Annotated in this window: 17 protein-coding genes; 4 read left to right on the forward strand and 13 right to left on the reverse strand. The window is 37.4% G+C overall.

The features are described 5' to 3' along the window. The first annotated feature begins 94 nt into the window (after positions 1-94). Positions 95-727, forward strand: a complete 633-nt coding sequence (locus VUJ46_RS05205) for a hypothetical protein (protein ID WP_326983940.1) — start codon at positions 95-97, stop codon at positions 725-727. Between the two features lie 209 nt (positions 728-936). Here the strand turns inward: VUJ46_RS05205 and VUJ46_RS05210 are convergent, their stop codons facing one another. Then, a complete protein-coding gene (locus VUJ46_RS05210; protein ID WP_326983941.1) occupies positions 937-1113 on the reverse strand; it encodes a histone H1 in 177 nt (58 codons plus the stop codon). Positions 1114-1460: 347 nt separating this feature from the next. Here VUJ46_RS05210 and VUJ46_RS05215 point away from each other — a divergent pair, with 347 nt between their 5' ends. Both VUJ46_RS05215 and VUJ46_RS05220 read left to right on the forward strand, forming a co-directional pair. Next, the gene (locus VUJ46_RS05215; protein ID WP_326983942.1) at positions 1461-2381 is read left to right on the forward strand and encodes a helix-turn-helix domain-containing protein; all 921 of its coding nucleotides are present in this window, start codon (positions 1461-1463) and stop codon (positions 2379-2381) included. Between the two features lie 81 nt (positions 2382-2462). Further along, complete coding sequence (locus VUJ46_RS05220; protein ID WP_326983943.1) at positions 2463-3668, forward strand: MFS transporter; 1206 nt, start codon at positions 2463-2465, stop codon at positions 3666-3668. 207 nt (positions 3669-3875) lie between these two features. Here the strand turns inward: VUJ46_RS05220 and VUJ46_RS05225 are convergent, their stop codons facing one another. From VUJ46_RS05225 to VUJ46_RS05270, 10 genes are all read right to left on the reverse strand, one after another. Next, on the reverse strand, positions 3876-4487 hold the full coding sequence (locus tag VUJ46_RS05225) for an alpha-ketoglutarate-dependent dioxygenase AlkB family protein (protein ID WP_326983944.1): 612 nt from the start codon (positions 4485-4487) through the stop codon (positions 3876-3878). A 15-nt stretch (positions 4488-4502) separates the two neighbouring features. After that, on the reverse strand, positions 4503-7394 hold the full coding sequence (locus VUJ46_RS05230) for an AsmA-like C-terminal region-containing protein (RefSeq protein WP_326983945.1): 2892 nt from the start codon (positions 7392-7394) through the stop codon (positions 4503-4505). Positions 7395-7585: 191 nt separating this feature from the next. Next, a complete protein-coding gene (locus VUJ46_RS05235; RefSeq protein ID WP_326983946.1) occupies positions 7586-7882 on the reverse strand; it encodes a hypothetical protein in 297 nt (98 codons plus the stop codon). A 59-nt stretch (positions 7883-7941) separates the two neighbouring features. After that, positions 7942-8544 carry a hypothetical protein gene (locus VUJ46_RS05240; RefSeq protein WP_326983947.1) on the reverse strand — a complete coding sequence of 201 codons (603 nt, stop codon included), beginning with the start codon at positions 8542-8544 and terminating at the stop codon, positions 7942-7944. Positions 8545-8556: 12 nt separating this feature from the next. Then, complete coding sequence (locus VUJ46_RS05245) at positions 8557-9513, reverse strand: hypothetical protein (RefSeq protein ID WP_326983948.1); 957 nt, start codon at positions 9511-9513, stop codon at positions 8557-8559. Positions 9514-10572: 1059 nt separating this feature from the next. After that, entirely contained in the window at positions 10573-15390 is a 4818-nt protein-coding gene (locus VUJ46_RS05250; RefSeq protein WP_326983949.1) for a DNA repair ATPase, read from the reverse strand. 365 nt (positions 15391-15755) lie between these two features. Beyond that, positions 15756-17765, reverse strand: a complete 2010-nt coding sequence (locus VUJ46_RS05255; protein ID WP_326983950.1) for a flotillin family protein — start codon at positions 17763-17765, stop codon at positions 15756-15758. A 107-nt stretch (positions 17766-17872) separates the two neighbouring features. Then, positions 17873-18526 carry a hypothetical protein gene (locus VUJ46_RS05260; protein WP_326983951.1) on the reverse strand — a complete coding sequence of 218 codons (654 nt, stop codon included), beginning with the start codon at positions 18524-18526 and terminating at the stop codon, positions 17873-17875. A 3-nt stretch (positions 18527-18529) separates the two neighbouring features. Further along, complete coding sequence (locus VUJ46_RS05265; RefSeq protein ID WP_326983952.1) at positions 18530-19231, reverse strand: PspA/IM30 family protein; 702 nt, start codon at positions 19229-19231, stop codon at positions 18530-18532. 20 nt (positions 19232-19251) lie between these two features. Beyond that, a complete protein-coding gene (locus VUJ46_RS05270) occupies positions 19252-19647 on the reverse strand; it encodes a YbjN domain-containing protein (RefSeq protein ID WP_326983953.1) in 396 nt (131 codons plus the stop codon). A 122-nt stretch (positions 19648-19769) separates the two neighbouring features. Between VUJ46_RS05270 and VUJ46_RS05275 the strand changes: the two genes are divergently transcribed. Next, on the forward strand, positions 19770-20375 hold the full coding sequence (locus VUJ46_RS05275) for a helix-turn-helix domain-containing protein (protein ID WP_326983954.1): 606 nt from the start codon (positions 19770-19772) through the stop codon (positions 20373-20375). Between the two features lie 1833 nt (positions 20376-22208). Here the strand turns inward: VUJ46_RS05275 and VUJ46_RS05280 are convergent. Both VUJ46_RS05280 and VUJ46_RS05285 read right to left on the reverse strand, forming a co-directional pair. Next, positions 22209-22820: an inorganic pyrophosphatase gene (locus VUJ46_RS05280; RefSeq protein WP_326983955.1), complete on the reverse strand. Its 612-nt coding sequence runs from the start codon at positions 22818-22820 to the stop codon at positions 22209-22211. Positions 22821-22847: 27 nt separating this feature from the next. Further along, positions 22848-23360 (reverse strand): DUF7935 family protein, encoded by a 513-nt coding sequence (locus VUJ46_RS05285; RefSeq protein ID WP_326983956.1) that lies wholly within the window; start codon positions 23358-23360, stop codon positions 22848-22850. Positions 23361-23424: the final 64 nt, after the last annotated feature.

The following is a 23424-nucleotide window of genomic DNA, read 5'->3' on the forward strand; positions in this document are numbered from 1 at the left end:
CTTTTGATCAGAGAGACATCGTAAAGCTCGGCGGCAAAAGACAGGAAAGAACTGTCTTTACTTGTTAAAATAACTTATAAAAATACCGATAACAATGAATTTTAAAATTAAGCTTCTACTTATTGCCGGCATGATGAGTCTGCATGCCCATGCCCAGACTGAAACCGGTGTTTACTTTTCTAACGACAGAAAATTCAGGGAAATCCTAAAGAATCCGGGTAATCCCCTGGAGGGGTATCCCGTTATGATTGTAAAGATAAAGGCTTCCCAATCCGGAAGTTACTTTTGGTATCTTAATGAAAGTAAAGCGACAAAAAAATCGTTTTTCGATGATCATCCAAAAGATCTGCATGCGGGGATCTATCTTCAGGAGCCTGGCGGGCTACTGCCGGTGATCACATTTAAGGATTTTGCAGAAGGCCTGGCTCAGCCCCGGTATCTTATTAACCATTGTGAAATTGCCGATGCGGATAAGGATGGTTTTCCTGAGTTTTATCTCACCTATTTTACAGATTCCGACGGGCTGGATGCTAAACCCCTGAAAGTTATTGTGTACACCAAAAAATCCAGAACCTCCTTCCAGAAATCAAAAATTACAGGATGGCTTTCTTTTCAGCCTGAAGATCCTTACCGTGAAGAAAAGGATCAGCATTTTAAATCACTGCCTGCTGCAGTACAAATGAAAGCCCAAAAGATAATAAAAGATGCTAAAAAAGAACTGCTTTAATCATTGAGAAGAACAGGAATGCCCGCGCGGGTCTTATAATATGTTTCTTCTGCAAAAGGAAAGAAAAGAGAAAATAGGCGGAGCATGGTGCGCTTTATAGAGAGGTCTGTGATGGGTTAAACCAAAAGCAGAGGATAATGATGCGCCGGAGAAACATTGAGAAGAATACAAAATAAAAAAACCGACTTAAAAAGCCGGTTCTGGAACAATTATTTTTTTGATTCCTCAACAGAAACTTTTCTGAATTCTTTGAACAATTTGCTAAGTTCTAAAGCTGATTTACGAGCTCTTGTTCCTGCAGCCTTGTTTCCTTTTTCAGCTTGTTGGTTTGCTTCAGCAGCGAATGCTTCAAATTCCGCGTTGATTTTTTCAATTAGTTCTTTCATTATTTTTAAAATTTAGGCTGCAAATATAGGTTTTATGGCGATTCCAGCCAACTTTGACGGAAAAACTTTATCACATTTATTGAATTTTAATAACCTTCTCATCATTCTCTCCTCATTTTCTGATCAAAATCATCAATTTTTAAGCAAAACCTTTGCTGGTAAGCTTTTATAATGGTATTCATTTATGAAAAGGAATATTCTGAAAATCAATCGGTCTGAATGGATAAATTACCCCTCTCCGCTATTTGATATACGAACGTAAAAAATAATCATTTATTAAATTAATCGCAATTTACTTTAAGATAACAGATCTTTATTTATATTTGATTTTCATAATTTTAAACAACATGAGCGATCAGCTGGAAACTATTGGTGATTATTATAAAAAAATTAAGGACGGAAATGTAACGATATTTGAAACCGATGATTTTAAAGCCGGAACTTCCCACTTTAATATTACTATGCGAAAATACTGTAACTTTAAAAGTCCTTATAACCGCAGAGATTACTACCGCGTGAGCCTTATTATCGGTAAAGGAATATTTCAATACGGGAATCAGACGTTATACATAGATCAGCCCACTTTATTTTTCCCATCGCTTACTATACCTTATACCTGGGAGTGCCAGGATGAAATTCAGGAGGGATACTCCTGTCTTTTTAATCAGGAATTTTTTAATGGCAATTCAGAATTGCAGTTTTTTAAGAAAACATCTTTGTTCAAAGAATGGGGTGCTCCGTTGGTTGCGCTTTCAGAAGAGCAGGCTGGACTTGCCATGCTTTATTTCGAGCAAATTTATAAGCTTAATAATTCATCGTATCCTTTTCGTTGCAGCGGTATCAAAAGTAACCTGGCTTCAGTTCTTCATTTGGCGCTGGAACACCGAATGGAAGATGTGAGCATGAATGACCTTCCCGCCAATGTTCGACTTTACCGAATGTTTGATGAATTACTGAACAAACAATTTCCGGTAGATTCTCCCGCCTATCCGCTGGAACTGAAGACCGCATCTGATTTTGCCGATCATCTGCATGTTCATGTCAATCATTTAAATTCATCTGTAAAGTCCATTACCAATCTTACAACCACTCAAATCATCAAGGAAAGAATGGTTGAAGAATCTAAAAACCTTTTAAAATATACCAATTGGGATATTGCTGAGGTGGGTTACACTCTTGGATTTGAACAACCTTCTCATTTTAACAATTTCTTTAAAAAACATACCAGCACTTCCCCACTTCAGTTTAAAAAAGCATTAATTATTTGATTTTTGTAATTTTTACTTTGTCTTTTAAAATTCACTTTTATGATGCTTGATTTAATTTTGCATCATTAAAATGAAAAGAAAATGTTGAAAGAAGCATCCGAACAAAGAATCAGACTTGTAACCATCATGGCATTTGTTTCCATTCCACTTTCGGGATTTGTTACAGATATTTACCTGCCTTCCTTTCCGTCGATGGCGAAGGGGTTATGCGTTTCTGAAAAAGATATCCAGATGACCCTAACCTCGTATTTATTAAGCTATGGAGTCACGCAGCTGTTCATTGGAAGTATCCTGGACAGCATCGGCAGATACCGCCCCAAGCTTATTGCGCTATTGCTTTTGGTAATAAGCAGTTTACTGATTACCATGACCGACAGTATTTTACTGATCTCTATTCTGAGAATTCTTCAGGGAATTGCCGTTTCAGTTCTTGTCGTTTCTACAAGGGCTATTTTCGTAGATCTTTATGATGCTGAACGGGTAAAACACTATCTCAGTTACTTTACCATCGTCTGGTCATGTGGTCCTATTTTAGCTCCGTTTTTAGGAGGATATTTAGAAAAACTGTTCAACTGGCATGCGAATTTCCACTTTCTGGCGATCTATGCCGGTGCTTTGTTATTATTTGAATTGTTTTTCAGCGGAGAAAGTTTACCGCAAAAGAAAAAATTCAGTCTTTCAGAAAATCTGAATCTTTATCAGATGATGCTTAAGAATAAAATTTTCATCCTCGGAATTCTGATTTTAGGTTTAAGTTATTCTATTGTAATGGTTTTCAATATTACCGGGCCGTTTATTATCGAAAATACTTTTCATTACAATTCTGTCATCATAGGATATTGTACATTGATTCTTGGTTTTTCATGGATGATCGGAGGCATTATCGGTAAAAAAAGGCTTTCATTGCCCGATAATGCCCGTGCCTTGCATCCCGTTATTTTACAGTCCTTATTGATTACTGCCCTGCTTATCACGAGTTATTTTACCGAAAGTCTCTTTATTCTGATTCCCTTTGCATTTATCATTCATATCTGCTCTGGTGTTCTATACACTTCTTTTTTCACCACAAGTATGCTTCATTTCCCTAAGAATGCAGGTACAGCCGGTGGATTTATGGGCGGACTGGTCTATATTATTACTTCTATTACGAATTTTATGATTTCTGTTACGGGTTCTGTTACCCATCAAAAAGATCTTTCGTGGCGATATCTTATTATTGCAGTTATTCTTTTTTGGGTCATTATCATCCTCAACAAAGCATTAAAAAAAGAAAAAACAGAGCGGTAGTCTCTGTTTTTTTATCAATAATTGCTATTTTTTTGAAGCTTTTTGGCTTCCGAACCGAAATGAACTCAAAGAGTGCCTTCCAGCCTGGCAGGGAACATCAACAAAGCATTAAAAAAAAAAAGGCTTGCTTATTTTTTCGAAAAGAACGAAAATGACGGCGATCACTTCTGTATTCCTGTATCGTTCGAAGAATCCGTTTTTGAAAAATCACAACTCATGGATCATCCTGAAGGTCATATTAATACGCGGCTTGATCACCTGGCTTGATTTGGCAATACGATGTTCCCAATTGATCTGTAAATCTCCTTTCATGATAAGCAAAGAGCCGTGCTGCAGCGGCAGACTATATTTCTTATGATGATCGTCTACTTTTCTGAAATCAAAATTCCGCTCTTCACCGAGGCTCACCGAAGCAATTACGGGGCGATTTCCCAATTCGCTTTCCTTATCCCGATGCCAGGCTACGGAATCGTTACCGTCGCGGTATAAATTCAGCAAAACGGAATTAAAAGTATATCCGGAATATTTTTCAATCTTCAGTTTTAAATTTAATAATTCCGGAGACCATTGGTTAACACTGAATACACCGCCTCCCAGATGATAGGTCTTACTTTCATTACCGTACCAGGCTGTTAAACGGGGAGTGAGAACCGTTTTATCATACATTTTCTGAGTATTCTGCTTCCAGGGAGTTTCATTCAGTAATTTTTCCTGAAGCTTTGAAGCCTCTTTTTCTGATAAAAAATGGTTCGTATATTCTAACAATTCCTCAGGAAACTGGTAAAAATCATCGGAATTGAATAAACTTAGCTGACTCACTGTTTTTTCTTGAATTTATTTTTCTTTAAGGTTTTTATTGATCTGCTTTTCCGCATTCTTTGCTTTCTGTTCCTGGGCTTCTCTTATTTTTCGCTGCTCCCGTCTCGATTTTTTCGCGGCACGACGCTCCTCACGGATCACTTTATTCGATTTTTTATTATAAAGCGCATCTACAATTCCTTGCCCGGTTTTACTGAAGATTTTCACTTTGGGCTTCTCATGAGTCCCCGTTACCACAATTGGAAACCCGATCCATCCGCCCGGCGGAAGCCCTACCCTCACCTGAAGATCCAGCAAACCGTTGAAACTTGTTGTTCCGCTGATCGAGGGTCTTAACACCGATACTTTAAACGTAAACTTATCAACATGAATCAAATTATTTTTAATGTGCGTTTCAATATTTACCCCTTTCATATCAGGATCATTAAAGGCTTTTGAACCCAAATTATCTCCCACCGCAGAAAGCATTTTAAGGTTTTTCACCTCAACATCACGAAGATTAACGATACCGCCACCTTCCAGTGAAGGATAAATCGGTTTCATGTCTTTATCAAAATCTCCTTTTAATTTATAATCCAAAGATACAATTCCTTTTACATTTTTTGCAGCCGTTGCCATTTCGCGAACCATATCAATTTCTTTATAGGCCCTCTGCACATCAAAATCCAATACTTTCAATGCAACATCATAGTTGGCGGTAAGCGGAGATTCATCCTGATAACGGGCATCAATATTCATGCGGCTTCCCACGATATCAAACGAGGTATTTTTCAGATACACCTGCCCTTTCTGTACCAAAGCATTTCCTTTTAAATCATGTAAGCCTAATCCTTTAAATTCCACTTTCTTGGCATTAGCCTCCAACGCAACGTCCAGATTTTTAGGAACGATCACCACACCGCTGCTCTTCGGGTTTTCTACTTTGGCATATTCCACCTCAATGGATTTTTTAGCATTATCTCCATTTTTCAGTGCCATAAATTCATCAATCAGAATATAGTTTGAGTTAAGATTAAATTTTCCGTGCAACGTTCCCTTTCGCTCAATAAAATAATTAATGGTATTTAAAAGATAACCGTTTAAAGCAAAATCAGACTTTCCGTAGGTCGCAAAAAACTTCCGAAACCACATTTTTTCATTCTCAAACTGAAAATTTCCCTGTTTGATAAAAAATGATTTAGGTAAATATTCGGTGGTGGCTTTTATATTTTTCAGAATTAAAGTTCCTTTATTATCCAGTTTGCTGTATTGTGCTTTCGTCGCATAACTCTGTCGTCCGTTCAGGGAAAGATCAGCCATTATCAGTCCGCTTACATCAAAACCTTTCTTCGCAAAAACTTTATAAATTCTTCCTACGTTTAAAACACCTTTTGCACGAACTTTATACAAAACATCTTCAAAATTCTGCAGATCGGCATTGACAAAAACGGGATTGCCTTCAAAATCAAAACTGAAAGGATCCAGCTTTACCCCCAGGCTTTTAAAAGTACCGTCGGTATTGATAATACGCGTCACCAAATTAATATTCTGAATAGGATTCGGATAATATTTTGTTTTAAGCCATCCGTTTTTCAGGTTTAAATAGCCATTCGTTTTGGGAAATAATTTTTTATCTAAGCTAAAAATTCCGTTCGCCTGAATGTTGGTATTCATCAATCCGCGGACATCGATATCCTTTAACCCCAATGCCTGATCCAGAGTCTGAAGATCCACAGCCCCTTTTACATTTGCATTGACCTGCATTTCATTAAATCCCCTGGTTTTTACAACTGCTCTGAAATTGTTATTTTTTCCCAGGTCAAAACTGAGTTTTTTCAGATCAACACCAAGTTGTTCCGTATCCAATGAAGGTAAATCGATATTCAGATCCATGTTTAAATTGTTCATCGGCACAGGAGCTTTCCCATTGGAAACAAAACCATTTTTCACCAATAAACGGGCTTTCAATCTCGGTTTCAGATTTTTAGGCTCACTAAACTGTCCCTTGAGATGAAAATACAGGTCACTATTCCCTTCAATTTTAGTATCCTTTGCCCAGTCGAGATATTGGGGAGGCAGAACAGAGATCATTTCACGGATGGTCGTTTTTTCAGAAGCCGCCTTGATATCGAGGTTATATCCATCCTTTAAAATACTCAGGAAACCAGTAAACTTCAAAGGTAATTCATTAATTTTCAATTCATTTTTTCTCAAAACGAAAGTCAGTGCATTTGTATTAATCCGGGTAATTAAATCTGCATGAAGCGTTTTTTGCTTAGCATAATAAATTCTGTCTAAGCTAAAATCAATTTTATTAATATCAAGATTGGTTTCAAGATCAAAAATATCTTCGCTCAGGCCTCCTTTTCCGGTATAATTTAATCCTTTGGCATCCACCAGAACTCTGGCAGAATGGTCATTGTATTTAATATTCCAGTTTTTAAATCTGATAAGATCGAGTTTTATGGAAGCCCCTGAAGCTGTGGTATCCCTGGGTTCATTTGAAGGTTTGGAAACATATACATTATAGTTCGCTTCCCCTTTACTGTTGACAAAAACATGGGCATTGGCATCCGTCACATATATTTCGTCGATCTTGACTTCACGGTCAAAAATAAGATTTTTAAGGTTAATCCCTACAGCAACTTCTCTTGCGGTGAGCAAAGTATCATTTTGAAAAGGTTTTGACCCCTGTAGGACCAAATTATCCACAGACACTGTCAGTGAAGGGAAATGTCTGAAGAAAGTAAGATGTGTTCTTTTATAATCAAGCTTCCCGGCAAGATGTTTATTGGCAAATAGTTTTACCTGCTCCGAAATCGTCCCGGGAAACAATATCGGAATAATAAAAAGCAAAAACAGGACTACAGCTACAGAAATCCCCGTCCATTTCAGAATTTTTAAAATGATTTTCCTATACCTTTCCATAAACAGATATTTTTGTGATTGATACATTAACAGTTATCTAAAATCAAGCCATTAAAGCAGGAACAATGGGCAAAAAGGCAATCAAAACCTCCAAATATTAAAAAATAAAACAGGCTTGTCTTAAACGACAGCCTGCTTTTTAATAAGATTAATGGTAAATTTATCTGCTTACTGAAAGTATGTGTATCAAATTATTGCTGAAACTCAACAATAAAACCTGTCACACTTGCCGTAGAAACAAAATCGTTCCATGGGTGTGTGGAAGTATATCCGCTGTTCACCACGGTATTTCCTTCATTTTTACCATAGGTATGAACAAACCCCTCATTGGAATTGGTGTTATTAGGCTCTCCCGATACAAACCAGTTGATTTTTCTAACCGCATTATTTCCTCCCGCGCTGTAATTATGAACGGGCTGCTCGCCTGTAATCCATTTTTCCTCAGGATCTGGTGTTAAAGCTGCCCCTGCCTGCCAGGAAAATTTCACAAAGCCTATCCAGGCTCTTTGAGTATCAAAGGCTGTATGATTGGTCAGTAAATTGGTTTCTACATATTGCCACTCTTCATTTGAGGTGAAAGTTGCCAGATACCCCCCATATTTTTGGCAGCATTATAAGCATTGTACCATGTTATATTGGCATTTCCGGAATATGCTGCATAGGTATGCCCGTTCGTTCCGAAAGTAACAGCTCCCTGCTTTGTATAAGTTCCTGAGCCTACGGGTAAACTGGCTGGCGCACTGCCGGCGGTCGCTGTTTTGGTTGGAGTATAGCCCAGAATATTAGGATCCACCGTCGTCGAGTAGCTAATAACGGTTGTATTGTTAATTTTTCCCATACTTCGCCATACACTACCATCAAAGTAATAACATCCGGCAGCAATAATATTTGCTGTTTTTGTATCAGCAGTTGTAGGAATAGAGCTTGCGTAGATTATAGTACCGACTTGGTCTGAAGTATATTGTGCCCCTGCACTTTTAATCTGATCTCCTGTTAAATTAGGAATTAAAATTCCTTCCGAAGTTGTTCCATCGGTTTTAAGCGTCTGTACATCAAGAGTCGCTGACGGATTGGCCGTTGCCAAACCTATCTGGCCGAAAACAGAAGCACTGCAGCTTAAGAGTAAAACCGCATATAAAAACTTATTCATCTTTAAGTAATTTTATTGTTGAAATTCTACGATAAAACCTGAAAGATTGCCGGTATTGGCTACAACGTCATTCCACGGATGGGTAGAAGTATATCCGCCATACACTTTCGTACTGGAATCATTTTTTTTCAGGGTTTGAACAAAGCCTTCATTGCTCCCTGAATTATTGGGTTCCCCCGAAGCAAACCAGTTAGATTTTCTAACGGCATTTGTTCCGCCTGCGCTGTAATCATGTACGGGCTGTTCTCCTGTGATCCACTTTTCTTCCGGATCCGGTGTTAAGGCAGATCCGGCAAACCATGAAAATTTAGCGAAACCAATCCAGGCATTCTGCGTATTAAATGCTGTCGCATTGAGGAGATTGGTCTCTATATACTGCCATTCTGCATCAGAGGTAAAAGTAGCAAGATATCCGCCCATTGTTTTGGCTGCATTATAGGCATTATACCAGGTGATTCCAGACGCAGCAGCAGAATAAGCAGCATAGGAATGTCCCCCATACGATACTGTTCCGGTGCGGGTTGCCGTTATTCCGTTTACAGCAACGGTGGCCGGTGCACTGTTTCCGGCGGTGGCTGTGCTGCTGGGTACATATCCTAAAATATTGGGATCGATGACAGAGCTAACGCTGATGGTTGTTGTTGTACTCTGTGCGCCCATTCCATGCCATATGGATCCGTCAAAATAATAATACCCTGCAGCGGTCACATTTTGTGTTTTCTGAGTGGTGGGCGATGCGGCGGCGGTAATATACACAATTACACCTTTATGATTGGTGGTATATTTTCCATCCGCACTGGAAAGCTGATTTCCGGTAAGACGGGGAGCGATGACTCCCTCTGCCGTTGTCCCGTCGGTCTTTTTTGGCGTAACATCCAACGTTGCTTTAGGATTAGAGTTATTGATTCCGATCTGCGCACTGAAGAAAGGTGCCAGCGCCAGGAAAGGCAGAAGTACATGTTTTTTCATGATATAATTTCCTTAATGGTTTTTAATTTTCACAACAATACGTCAAATTAATTTAAAATAAACTATTTTAAATTAAAATTAATGTATTAAATACTATAATTTTTGTTAAAATACAACTATTTACCACTTAAAAAACCGCTATTCAGAAAAAAGCGGAATTCTATAAAAAAGGAGGTTTTGACACCTCCCATTTGTACTAATAACCTAAAAAGAATCATTCGACTTCTTTTATATTATTGTTGTGTTCTTTTAGTGTTTTTGCAAGAAGTACGGTTCTGCGGTTATTGTACCCAAAATAATTTCATCATTTGTTGTTTACCATCATCTACGTTAAATAGCTTCTGTAAAAATTTTATCTTTTTTAATAAAATACAGTAAAAATATTATCTACAATTTTATTTGGTTAATTTTCTACTACAAAGTAACAACACAACAAAATAAATTTAGTAATTAGTATTGTCGATATTTATCGACAAAATCATAGATTTTTCTCTAGCAATAATCACCTGCATTGTTATATTGTATCCTGTTTATTCTTAAATTAATGAATAAGAGCCTGTTTAAAATTTTACCGTTTTATTTATTATCCTTAGTGAAGTTGATCTTTGCTCAATTTTGATGCTCTTTTGAGCGTATTTTTCACTTCCTATTTTTGATTGAGCCCGCTAAATCTGCAAACACGAAGCAAAAAATCCATCTCAAAATAGCTATAAAAATTTTTGGCAATAAAATTTAAACAGCCTCTAAGAAAGTCCGATTTTGTGTATATTTTATAGTTTGAATCACCTCTTCTCTATAAAGCCATCCCCTAGCCCTGATGGGAACGGCATCCTTTTTTGTGGCGGACGGAACGCAGTGGAGACCGTCACAAAAAAGATACAGTGGACAGCAGGTTCCCGGCTTCTAAAAAAAATAATGAAGACAGTTGAAAACTTTTTTCTGAAGGTTGTTTTCTTTAATTGACATTAAACGAAAACCTTCAGGATCGACTGACCCTGAAGGTTGAGATGGAAAGCCGCCCTTTCGGAGCAGGCCTCATATTATATTGAAGTGTTTTTTTTAATCTGCACGGTTTTGGAGAACGTCCTTAATGCCCTCCAAACCTTCACTGAACTGCGCCAAAAGAGCGAGCACCTGCACCATACGGTCATTTTCGCCAAGACCCTTGATGGTTTTATTTTTCACAAAAGTCTTTTTAATCTCTTCCCAACGCAACTTTTCCTGATCCGTCATGATGTTCATCATTTCTTTCAGTTTCAGCATATTGGATTCGGCTCCCGTCGTCAGCGTTTGAGACTCATTCTGGTAATGATTTAAAACGATCTGCATCACTTCCTCCTCCTTGAGAATAGGCTGAATCTGTACGATGAGTTTATTCATATTTCGGTAAGAACCCTGAAGTTTAAACGAAGGTTCGTTACGATAATCGTCTGCCATTGCTGCCGAAGCAATATATTGACTATTGACTTTCAGTACAATATTACGTACCTTCATGGTGTTTTCAAGTACTTTTCTGAAGTCTGAAATTTCGTTTGAACTAAAATTACCTAACAGATCCACCGCAGGATTATCTGCCTGCACAGCGTCATAAAGTCTGTATAAATTTTCCATTCCCGGCTGTGTCAATCGGCTTAAGTAATCATTTGATGTCAATGCATTTTCAATTAAACTCAAATCAAAAAGTTCTGTCTTACTTCCCGAAATCTCACCCAAGTTATAGGTATCTGAACGGTTCGCCAACATATCCGGAATTTTGAACTTTTCTCCGTTTTCAGTGTAAGGATTCCCCGCCATTACAAGGCAGAATCGCTTCGATCGTAAGTCATAGGTCTTGCTTTCGCCATTGTAAATTCCTTCAATCTTTCGCTGTCCGTCCGCCAGAGAGATAAATTTCTGTAAAAATTCAGGATTACAGTGTTGGATATCATCAAGATACAACATTACATTATCTGCCATTTCCAGAGCTAAATTCAGTTTTTCGAGTTCCTGTTTTGCTCCGGCATTTTTAGCTTCGGCGGGATCGGTGGAAACAATATCATGCCCAATCGACGGTCCGTTGATTTTCATAAAAACAAGTCCCATTCTGTCGGCCATATACTCCATCAACGTGGTTTTCCCATAACCCGGCGGAGAAATCAGAAGAAGCATTCCCATTCTGTCGGTTCTCTTATCATTACCAACCGTTCCCAGCTGTTTCGCCAGATTCGCTCCGATTAAAGGAAAGTAAACCTCACTGATCAGTTTATTTCTGACAAACGAACTCAATACCTGCGACTGGAAGGTCTCCAGTTTCAACGATTTTTTCTTACTGCTGACCCAGGATGACTTTAATTCCTGAAGCTTTTTATACTTTGGAACTGTTACTTCATTATAGTGCCCCAGACGGGAGGAAAATTCGTAATAATTCAGGATATAGTCTATGTCTTTTTCTAAAGATTTCAGTCCTTTTAAAGTCGTTTCATACGCAATATGCTGAATATTTTCTTCATTAAAATTCTGAGTCACCAGAAAAGCTGCCGTTTCCTGTTTGATATTGTCGTCAACCATTAATTCTTTACTGAAAATAAATGCCTGCAAAGCACTTTCTGCAATAAAATAACATGCTGAAGGATGCTGATATAAAGCCTCGATCTGATCAGTAAATTCAAGATCTTTCCCTTTTTCTTTAAGATCTGAAAAGAAGGCTTCATATAAATTTCCCGCTTTTTCAGAAACGATAAAATGTTCTCTGTTTTCCTTTTTAAGATAATTGGCAGCATTCTGAAAATTAGTTTCACTGAAAAAATTACTGCTTTGAGCAAATAATTCTATTTCGGAAGACAATTCATCAATGAGATGCTGAAAACCTTTATCTGTGGTAAAAGATTGGGAGATAAGCGCCGCTGCCTCAAACTGTTTAGCAAAATAAGCCTTTCTTTCCTGATCCAGAAACTTCCAGAAAAGCTGAGCAACGGAACGCTCCTGAGAAGTAAACCTCATCATTCCCAATTCGTTATGCATCTGCTGAAGTTTGGTTGTGATCAGCAAAGCATCTTCATCATGAATTCCTTTTACCAATCCTTCTCCAAAATGCTCTGTCATAAACTGCTGAATCAATTGGCGGTTTTTTTCCTCCACCACGATATTTTTATTTTGGTTAAAAATATTCCACGATAAATATTCGAAACGTTTTACCTTTTGATTTTCAGAAATATACTCCTGATTCCAAACCTCTTTATAATCTGAAAGCGCTTCAAAATCGAGAGGTTCGTAAAAGCTTGTTCCGGTTAAATGATAATAATACTGTGCATTTTTAAGCACCATGGTAAGATCCAGCTTTTGGCGGTTGACGGCAAATTTATAATCACCCAACGCAATTACATGATCTCCATCGGCGTAAATTTCCTTCTTGTCCTTCAGCTTTCGGGCAGATTCCTGCTGAGAAGTTTTCAGTAAAGTCTGAATTTCTTCTGCTTTTGCCGAATCTTCCATTTCCATGAGCTGTCGGGCCATATCTCTTACTTTCTCCACCATAAGATCGGTCGCAAAATAGCCGTTGATCTCATTTTCGCTGCTAAAACTTTCAGCTTTGGTCTGAACAGATTTTAAAATCCGTTGTGCAGAATCATATAAATTCTGGGTTCTTTTATTTCGGGATTCTGTAAGCTGAACCCTTTTATTTTGAAAATGACCGTATACCTCTTCCCTTTTTTCACCGATCTTCTGAATAAATTCTTCAAAATCAACAAACTTGGTTTCCATATCTTCCAACTGAATTGAAAGCTTGGTAAGGTATTCATCACATTTTTCAGGCGTTTGTGAAAGTTCTAAAAAGTTGATGACCGACTGATCAAACAAGGTCATTTGCGCCTGAAAATCAGCGGAAAGTTCTTTTCCTGAAATTTCTCTTTTTCTTTTTGAAAGCTCCAGTCTTTCCTGATTCAATCTTGCAAAAATCAGGGAGATATTTTCAATGATCTGAGTCGACTGTGAAGTATCTTCAATTTTCAGATTGTTCACAATATCTACCAAAAGCTCCAACTGAGCAGACAGATTATTAATCTCTTCCTCGATTGTTTTTGCATCGATGGCTTTTTCAAGATGAATAATCTGTTCGGTAATCGTCTCTGCACGTTGTTGATAAGGCAACAGCGAGTTTTCCTGCAAAAGGAAAGTCACACACGCATTGGAAAGCTCTTCCGAACGCTTTGAAAGCGATTTTTCCAGACTATCAAGAATCTCAGTATCGGCATATTTCAGTTCTCTGGCGCTGGTAATTTCTCCACGCAGGGCGCGGATTTGGGAGAGCATATCGATATATTCCGTTAATTCAGAATAATGAATTCTTTTCGTATCATCCAGTGTTTTTTCACAGGCCAGCTTTATTTTTTCAATGGCTTCTGCCGTATTTTTCTTCTGCTCAACCACCTTTTCGTATTCATTGATCGCCGAATGAGCAATTTGCCTGATCTCTTTTAAAGGCTGATCGAGATGCTGAATCTCTTCTTCACCTAAAAAATAATAAGCATCTAGAATTGTGGTGGAAAGTTTAACAATATCATCGTAAAGTCCGCTATAGGAATCCTGTTTATTCAGTAAAGTAATCAGTTCCTGACTTTCAGCCATCACCCGAACAATGTCTTTATTTCCAATTTTGTATAATAAATTATCCGATTTTTCGGTATTTTCCTGTAATTCTTTCGAATAAGGAGACTGCCAGATCTGGGCAAGATGATGCTTGGTAGTCTCTACACTTTCTCTTAAATAAATCAATCTTCCGTCGCGCAGGATTGTAAAACCACTGCAACGGATGGGCGTTTCAATAGTCTGTGTGATGATATTATAGGAAATCAGCTGATAATTATTGGTTTTATCATCATAGAAAACATATAAAAAATTTTCGCCGTTAGGCTCAGGAATCGTTTTCAGGTAATGCAACCTGTTCTGATCCTGAGAAATTACCTTTAAACCACCGGTTTGCAGTGCATATCCGTTTGAAAATAAAATCCCCTGACTTTCGGGAAGCAAGACCGCCGCATATTTTAAAGTATCAACTCTGGAAACTGTTTTTTCCTTATGGTTATAAATAAAATACCGTTCCGTTTCCTGATAAGGCCTGATTTTAAACAAAACCAAATTCCCCAGATCACAGAAATGAATTTCAGCATCATCCAGATTCTGATCTTTATGAACCACATCTTCGGAATAAATTCCTTTTCCCGTTTCTGTATTATCTTCAATTTTAATGGTAAGATCACCTCCGATAGATTCTACAAAAACCTTATCTGCCAGAGAAACATGCGGATATTTCCCGTTTCTCTGCATATCGCGGGTCGCCTTCGTCCATGTAAAGCCATGTTGTGGCGGATAACTAACTTCCGAAGCACTTCTGGAATCAACATAAACCAGCGTATTTTCTTTGATCAGCCATTTGAATGCCTTAATATCCGTTGTGCTTTCAGAAAGCTGGAATACCATGTACAGATAGTTTTCCGTGAAGTAAAAACGGGCAAAAAAGGTATTTCTGTAATATTTATATAAATTTTTGAACTCATCAATAAAAATTTCATCATTGATTAATGAAGAATCCTGAGGTTCAAAACGGTTATTATTAATTTTATGAATTGAAAAGACATCCGTAATATTCACCTCTGTCTGCATTCCGAGATGGGCATTGGAACCGAAAATCAGAAGGTTGTTGAAGGAAAAAATGTCCTTCGCCACACAGCTGTGATCTGTAGAAATCCTTTCGTTGGCAATCAATGAAAAATCGATCCCGCCAAAAATACTTTTACGCTTTTCGTTCAGCTTCTGAAGCCTTTCTACAAGATCATTTTTCTGCTCATTCAGACGGTTCTGAATAATTTCGTATATACCTGAATTAAGTTTTTCTGACATAATTTTGGTTTAAATAATTTTATGAACCTTTTTTGAATTTGATTTTTAAAAGTTGGAAAATCGCAAAGGCGCAAGGCTTTTTTAAATGATATTTTTTAAGGCGCGAAGATTTTATCTGCGATAAAATTAATTTTCAGTTCATCTCGCCTTTTCTTCAAAACACCTATCCCGCCTAAGCTTGCCTTAGGATCTTTGTGCCTTGAAAACAATTTAAAGATAAAAAAAACTTTGTGTCTTTGCGATTTCCCAACTATAAAACATGTTCATAATTTTGTTAAAAAAACTCTCAAAGTTTTCGCGAAAATCCGCTACCGACCATGAGAGTTTTACTGATGTTTATGTTGAGTTCAATGGTTCTCAACCGGTTATTGCAATGGCTTCTGGTCTACTCCTAAATGTTTAGCCATATCTAAAGCTCTATGCAGAATTCCTTTTTCATTCTGATCTGCAACGCCATTCAATTTAAATATCAATGAAGCAACACTCATATTTTTAATATCTTCTGATGAAATATTGTATTTATTCACCATTCCCATTACTTTACTGATGATATTTTCATTGCCATCCAGCAGGTTATCTCTCAGCAACTGGGCATTTTCACTGTGACTGATGAATTTATCAATTCCTTTTCCTGCAGAAACCTGACGGATTACATTATCAAAGAATGTGTTGTCCCCTCCTACGATGTCGATATTTGCAGATTTGAATGCTTCTGCCAATACCAACGCCTGAGCATCTGCAATCTCTTTCTGGATAGAGATCTGTGCCAATTCCACTTCTTTTTCTTTCGCCAATGTCAAACGGAATTCTTCGTGCTCTTTTCCTGCATCGTTCAGCTTTTTCATTGCTTCGGCTTTCTCGGTGATTCCAGCTGCTTCTGCCAATGCTTTTTCTTTGATGACTTCAGCCTGAGCAATACCTTCCTTCTTAATAGCATCTGCCTTTTTCTCAATAACAATCGCTTCCACAATTCCCTGTCTTTCGGCAACATCTGCTTTCGCCTGCATTACCTGAGCTTCGGATAAACCTACCGTTGCCTCTTCTTTCGCTTTCGCATCTGCAATGATCTTACGGGCTTCTGCTTCTTTTTCAGCGGCATCTCTTTTTGCCTGAGCCTCAATAACATATTTCTGAGCATCTTTCTCGGCTGCCAATTTGCGGGATTCCGCGGCTTTTGTTTCCTGAATTAATTTTTTCTCTGCTTCCTGAGTCGCCAGGGTAATTTCTACCTGTTTCGTTCTTTCTGCGGTTTTGAATGCTTCAAGATCTTTGATACCCTGCTGCTCTTCCACAACCGTTTTTTCCATGGTCAATCTCTCACGAATCGCATCCTGAATAGTTTTCTTTTCAAGTTCAATCGCTTTATCTTTTTCAATTTGCGCTAAGGAAACGATTCTTTCTCTTTCTGTTGCTTCAAGTGCTTTATCTTTCAGCACTCTTTCAGTTTCTACAAGATCGGCACGTTCTTTATTTTTAGCAGCGATAACCACCTGACGTAATTTATTCTCTTCTGCAATCTGCAATTTTTCTTCGGTGGCAATTCTTACGGATTCGTATTTCAGACGTTCTTCCTCTTCCACTTTCAGGATCTCTGCATTTTCGCGGGCTCTGATATTGGCAACCTCTCTTTTTTGAGACTCTTCTTTTTCAGCCAATTGCTTTTCCAGTTCAAGGATTGCTTCACGGGCTTCCACGTTCTGTTTGGTGATTGTTTTTTCCTCGTCTCTGCGAACCTGGTTGGCTTTAATATTCTGAGTGGCTGTTAATTCCGTAATCTTTTTGATCCCTTCAGAATCTAAGATATTATCTTTATCTAATTTATCAATAGAAGTCTGTTCAAGATAGTCAATTGCACAATCATCTAGTACATAACCATTCAGATCTGTTCCGATAATATCTAAAATTTCCTGACGAAATTCGCTTCTTGCTTCATATAATTCAGTAAAATCAAACTTTTTACCAACCGTTTTTAAAGCTTCTGAAAATTTAGCTTCAAAAAGTTCGCGTAAAGTATTCGTGTCTGATGCTCTTTGGCAACCGATTGTTTGACCTACATTCACAATATCATCCACCGATTTATTTACTCTGATAAAGAAAGCCACCTGAATATCGGCTCTCATATTATCTTTACAAATCAATCCGGCTCTTCCTTCTCTGGAAATTTCAAGCTTTTTGACTGAAATATCCATAGATTCCATACGGTGGATAACAGGAATTACAATTCCGGCATTAAAAAATACTTTTGTTCCTCCGTAACCTGTTCTGAGCATTACAATTCCCTGAACAGTCTTCTTGTACATGGACAGCACCCAAAAGATGAGTCCGACAGAAGCTATAACAACGACAATGATTCCAACGATTAAAGGTATGTTCATAATTTAATAGTTTATATAATTAATGTGTTTTTTTTGGTTAAAAATTTAAAGAAATGATAAAATATAGTTCAGAATGAGCATAAAAAGAGAAAACATAGCATTCGTTCTTAAAATTTAAAAACATGATCTACAACATAAAATTTTCTTCCCGGTTCTTCATCTACAATCATCACCCGAGTTCCATGTACCAGTTTTTTCCCATTGTTGCTTTTTACCATCAGGATCATAGGATCGCTTCCAATAAAAACTTCCATCATACCAATCTTATCGCCTTCAATGCTTGATTTCAGCCTTCCTTCTCTTCCCAGAAAATCATGAGATCTTTCTCCTTTATGATTAATTTCTTTGAAGAAAGGATTGAGTGGTTTTAAGATCAATTTGGTTAAAAACAAGCTTACAATAAGCAGCGGAACGACCATTAATGCTTCTGCCCAAGTTGGTAACGAAATAAAAACATTAAGATAAACAGATCCCAGCCACGTAAGCAAAAGCACCAGCGTGAGAAAATAGGTGATCGGAACAATATCCAGATTCAGGAATTTCAGAAAATGCGCCCAAGCCGAAGGATCGTCCGAAATATGAATATGGCCGTCCGGAGCGTCTATATTCGTATCGACATCTACGTCAGAATCAAGTCCGACATCAATATCCAATCCTGTAAGCATGGTAAAAACCCAATAAACAACTGATAGTGCCAAAAGCACGCTCAACACCGTATTTACGGGAGAAAATGCAATATGTAAAAATTCCTGAAAGGTCATTCTTTAGCCTTTTTTAAGTGATTCTTTTAGTTTTTGTAAAGCATCTCCTGCTTCTGTATCGTCATTCTTCACCAAAGCATCAATTTCTTCATCTACTGATTTTCCTGCTTTGGAAATCTCCAGGTAAGCTTCAGCCTCCGCTTCCTGTTGTATTACTCTCTCTTTCAGCTTCTCAAGCATACTTACTGTTCCGCCTGAGTCTATCTGAGTCATTTTCTGATTGATATCACGGGTCGCTTCACTGACCTGAACTCTGGCATTTAATGTTTTAAGCTCTGTTTCCCATTTAGAAATACTCGCTTTCAGATAATCGATATTTCCCTGCATTTTATCACAATCCCCGTGAAGTTTTTCAGATTCTTCTTTTAAAGAAGCCACATTTTCCTGTGCCGCAGCCTGTTTTTTTAATGCTTCTTTTGCCAGACGATCTGCTTCTGCACCATCTACCTCTCCTTTTTCTGCTTTCTGAACAAGCAGCACAGCTTTTTTATAATATTCCTTTGCTGACAGTTCTTCAGTTTCCGCTTCATTTTTTTTACGGATAGAAAGTGCTTTCAACTGTGCTAATGCCTCAATTTTTTCGGCAAGCTGTTCTTTCATCTCTCTGATTCCCTGCTCCGTTAATTTTATAGGGTCTTCGAAATCATCAATCACAGAATGAAGCTCTGCTTTTCCTATGTTTACTAATCTTTTGAAAATGTTCATTTTAAATATTTTTAGTGAAATTACTTACTCATTTCGATCATTTCATTGGTAAATTCACCGACAAGAATTCCCAAAGAGTTGATGGAGGCCATGACCTCGTTTTGTGCCATATTATCAGTCGGTAACGTATCTCTGAAAATCACCCGCCTTCCGGTATTGTCTAAAACGAAAGCGCCGTGTACAATATCTCTGTTTTTCTGAAGAAGAGTTTTGTATATTTTCTCTGTCGGATTTTTGACCTCGAAAAGAAACTGCTCCATAATCAGAATAGAATCTGAAACGATAAGGATCATATTCTTGATTCCGTGGGCTTCTTTTTCTATGATAAGAATTCTTCGGTTTTCATCATCCAGTATTATATTAAAACCGCTGTCCAGCAGCCACTCTTTAACTGTTCTAAATATTTGATTTCTCATAAGCAATCATGTTGTGTTCCTAATTTTCTTTCACAAATATAGAATATTAATCCGCAAATTGCAAATATTTTTAGCAATTATTTTGAATCAATTACCGTATATTTGCAAAAAAGATTAGACTAATGAGCTTTTTCGGGACTAATATAAAGAAGATAAGACAGGTAAGAGGGCTTAGCCAGAAAGCATTTGCAGACCTATTCGAGCTTAACAGAGGGGTTATCAGCTCTTATGAAGAAGGGCGTGCGGAACCCAAAATTGAAACCTTATTAAAAGTTGCAGATTATTTCAATTTAGATTTACATAATTTATTAACAGAAATTTTACAGGTTAATCAATTAGCAAGCGGATCTGATATCGATCACCTAATGTTTTCAACAGATCATGCTTTACCTCCCGTTTTATCGGATCATCCTAACGCTGCAGTATTGCAAAAAATATTAGCAAATATAGATTTAGTGTATGAATTTTCAGAAAACACCAGCCTACTACCCACTTACCAACCAGGAGATCTCGTGTTTTTAAACAAAGTTAACCTCAATCAAAGTAGTTCTCCAGGCGTCATTGCCCATATTGAAGGAAATCTCAAATATTACCCTGACCTTAATGAAAAAGAAAAACAACAAGCGGATTTTTATAAAATAGCAGGTTATATTTCCTGTAATAAAGAGAAAAATATCCTCACTGACATTCTGGAGAGACTGGAAAGACTGGAGCGGCGGACGATTTAAAATAAACACATAGATACTTTATTTAGAAATCTCATCTTTAAGATCCACTCATCCCCTTTTGAAGGGTGGGCGCATCTTTTATGATTGAAACCCAATTCATCATTCATCCGACTAATACCATTAATCTTTGAAATTTTCTTTAAATTCCCCAACCCTTTTGGGGTTATAATTTGATGAAATAATTGTTCATCGGGGTTTTTAAGGGAAATTCAAAAAGAAAACAGGACAACCTCGACATTTGCACCACCCATTCCACATGGCCCATAACAAAGGCGGATCAGTTTCAAAACTTGGGGAGAAATTGTTTAGATGTATTTTTTTGCCACGAATGTACCAATATTTTTATTTCCCATAGATTGATAGGATTTTCGTGGGTTGGGCTGTTTCTGTTGGTTTTTCGCAAAGTCGCAAAGATATTTTTTAATGCTTTATATTTTTAAGGCGCAAGGATTTTATCAAAGATAAAATGGAGCGCTGCATATTATCGCCACGAATGCACGATTTTTTTATTTTTCATAGATTGATAGGATTTTCGTGGGTTGGGCTGTTTCTGTTGGTTTTTTTTTGCAAAGTCGCAAAGATATTTTTTAATGCTTTATATTTTTAAGGCGCAAGGATTTTGTCAAAGATAAAATGGAGCGCTGCATATTATCGCCACGAATGCACGAATTTTTTATTTTTCATAGATTGATAGGATTTTCGTGGGTGGGCTGTTTCTGTTGGTTTTTCGCAAAGTCGCAAAGATATTTTTAATGCTTTATGTTTTTAAGGCGCTAGGATTTTATCAAAGATAAAATAGAGAACAGCATATTATGGCCACGAATGCACGAATTTTTTATTTCCCATAGATTGATAGGATTTTCGTGGGTGGGGCTATTTCTGTTGGTTTTTCGCAAAGTCGCAAAGATATTTTTTAATGCTTTATATTTTTAAGGCGCAAGGATTTTATCTTTGATAAAATGGAGAACAGCATATTATGGCCACGAATGCACGATTTTTTTATTTTTCATAGATTGATAGGATTTTCGTGGGTTGGGCTGTTTCTGTTGGTTTTTCGCAAAGTCGCAAAGATATTTTTTAATACTTTATATTTTTAAGGCGCAAGGATTTTATCTTTGATAAAATGGAGGCCTGCATATTATCGCCACGAATGCACGAATTTTTTATTTCCCACAGATTGATAGGATTTTCGTGGGTAGGCTATTTCTGTTGGCTTTTCGCAAAGTCGCAAAGGTATTTTTTAATACTTTATGTTTTTAAGGCGCAAGGATTTTATCTTTGATAAAATGGAGGCCTGCATATTATCGCCACGAATGCACGAATTTTTTATTTCCCACAGATTGATAGGGTTTTCGTGGGTAGGGCTGTTTCTATTGGTTTTTCGCAAAGTCGCAAAGATATTTTTTAATACTTTATGTTTTTAAGGCGCAAGGATTTTATCAAAGATAAAATTGAGAACAGCATATTATGGTCACGAATGCACGAATTTTTTATTTCCCACAAATCGCAAAGATTTTCACAGATGATATCGTTGATTTTCTTTGATTATCTTTATTGGTCTTTTATCAATAAAACGGCTTGGTGAGACTTAAAACGGGAGTTGTCAAAAAAACTTGGTAAGGCTTCGTGTTCAATATATAAAGTGTAAGGAAAAGAATCTGCATTATTGGCAAAATCTACGAGAGCAAAAAATTTCATCTTACATTACCTAAACTTTTTTGCCTAGTCCTCCCAATTTTGTACTTAATCAACAAAGGCGGCCTGAACTGGGCTATAATAAAAAAGGATAGATGCAAAGTCATCTATCCTGTCTATTATTTAAATCCGGAAATCTTAGCCTCCGTATTTGCTTGAGTAATCCTCCTGAGAAGCCTGAATTACTTTTCTGGCATGCTCAGCTCCGTATACCTCCTGAATTCTGCATTTTGCTGGTTCGTCCGGAAGGTTTTTGTAAGTAAGGAAATAATGCATTAATCGTTTCACTTCAGCTTCAGGCAATTCTGAGATATCTCTGAAATGTCCGAATGCGTGGTCACCAATCATAACCGCTACAATTTTGTCATCTGCCTCACCATCATCAATCATTTTAAATCCACCAATCGGAATAGCCTTCATTAACAAACCTCCTGAATGAATGTTATGTGAACTGAGAACGCAGATATCAAGCGGATCATGATCTCCCATGGTAACGTCGGTAGCCCCTCTTTCGATCGCTAAATTCATTACCGCAGCGTCACAGTAGGTTCTTGGTACGAAACCATACAATGCGGGAATGATATTGGAAAATTTCTGAGGTCTGTCAACCATCAAAAATCCTGTTTCTTTATCTACTTCATATTTAATCGTATCTGAAGGAACGATTTCCACGAATACGTTTACAACATTTGGCGCATCTTCTCCTGCAGAAATTCCGTGCCACGGATGTGCTTTAAAATTTGGAATCATTATATTTATTTATTTTTTACGTTTAGTTTATGCTATAATTAAAATTTCCTTTCTCAGGTTTTCCATCGTCGAAGCCATATAATCATCACTGTTCATATAATTAACGATAAAAACCGTTTTAAATTCTTCTAAACTGGTAGTACCACTCAAACCTTCATACGTTTTATGAAGCAGATCAATCACCGCCAGCTTGGCATCAACAATATTCTGCCAGGAGTTTTTTGTGAGATACAGCTGCTGAGAAGAGTTGTATTCAAACTCATCATTAATCGTTTTTTCGGTAAGAAAGATGAACTCATGAACCGCCAACCCTTTATCAAACCGCTGAACAAGATTGGAAGGTTTTATTCTTTCCATAAACAAAGTCATCCTTTCATAAGCCTGAGCTTTATTTTCAGAGTTTGACTTTACGGAAAGAAGTTTTATTTCCTGATTTTTAAGGGTGATATAAGAATGTACAAACTGCCTCAGCAAAACCAGAAAAGGTATTGCAATGATCAATGCGAATGCATACGGTAGATATCCTGAAAAGCTAGCCATAATTTGATGGGCAAAATTACTAATAATTTGCAAGTTTTCGGGTACTTTTCAAGCATTTATTTAC

The sequence above is a fragment of the Chryseobacterium sp. MYb264 genome (genome assembly GCF_035974275.1).
Taxonomy (GTDB): Bacteria; Bacteroidota; Bacteroidia; order Flavobacteriales; family Weeksellaceae; genus Chryseobacterium.

Coding starts and splice junctions, on each gene's coding strand:
- VUJ46_RS05275 (WP_326983954.1), top strand. CDS start 19,770: ATGAGCTTTTTCGGGACTAATATAAAGAAGATAAGACAGGTAAGAGGG.
- VUJ46_RS05285 (WP_326983956.1), bottom strand. CDS start 23,360: ATGGCTAGCTTTTCAGGATATCTACCGTATGCATTCGCATTGATCATT.
- VUJ46_RS05230 (WP_326983945.1), bottom strand. CDS start 7,394: ATGGAAAGGTATAGGAAAATCATTTTAAAAATTCTGAAATGGACGGGG.
- VUJ46_RS05260 (WP_326983951.1), bottom strand. CDS start 18,526: ATGACCTTTCAGGAATTTTTACATATTGCATTTTCTCCCGTAAATACG.
- VUJ46_RS05265 (WP_326983952.1), bottom strand. CDS start 19,231: ATGAACATTTTCAAAAGATTAGTAAACATAGGAAAAGCAGAGCTTCAT.
- VUJ46_RS05210 (WP_326983941.1), bottom strand. CDS start 1,113: ATGAAAGAACTAATTGAAAAAATCAACGCGGAATTTGAAGCATTCGCT.
- VUJ46_RS05220 (WP_326983943.1), top strand. CDS start 2,463: ATGTTGAAAGAAGCATCCGAACAAAGAATCAGACTTGTAACCATCATG.
- VUJ46_RS05270 (WP_326983953.1), bottom strand. CDS start 19,647: ATGAGAAATCAAATATTTAGAACAGTTAAAGAGTGGCTGCTGGACAGC.
- VUJ46_RS05215 (WP_326983942.1), top strand. CDS start 1,461: ATGAGCGATCAGCTGGAAACTATTGGTGATTATTATAAAAAAATTAAG.
- VUJ46_RS05245 (WP_326983948.1), bottom strand. CDS start 9,513: ATGAAAAAACATGTACTTCTGCCTTTCCTGGCGCTGGCACCTTTCTTC.
- VUJ46_RS05205 (WP_326983940.1), top strand. CDS start 95: ATGAATTTTAAAATTAAGCTTCTACTTATTGCCGGCATGATGAGTCTG.
- VUJ46_RS05255 (WP_326983950.1), bottom strand. CDS start 17,765: ATGAACATACCTTTAATCGTTGGAATCATTGTCGTTGTTATAGCTTCT.
- VUJ46_RS05240 (WP_326983947.1), bottom strand. CDS start 8,544: ATGAATAAGTTTTTATATGCGGTTTTACTCTTAAGCTGCAGTGCTTCT.
- VUJ46_RS05280 (WP_326983955.1), bottom strand. CDS start 22,820: ATGATTCCAAATTTTAAAGCACATCCGTGGCACGGAATTTCTGCAGGA.
- VUJ46_RS05250 (WP_326983949.1), bottom strand. CDS start 15,390: ATGTCAGAAAAACTTAATTCAGGTATATACGAAATTATTCAGAACCGT.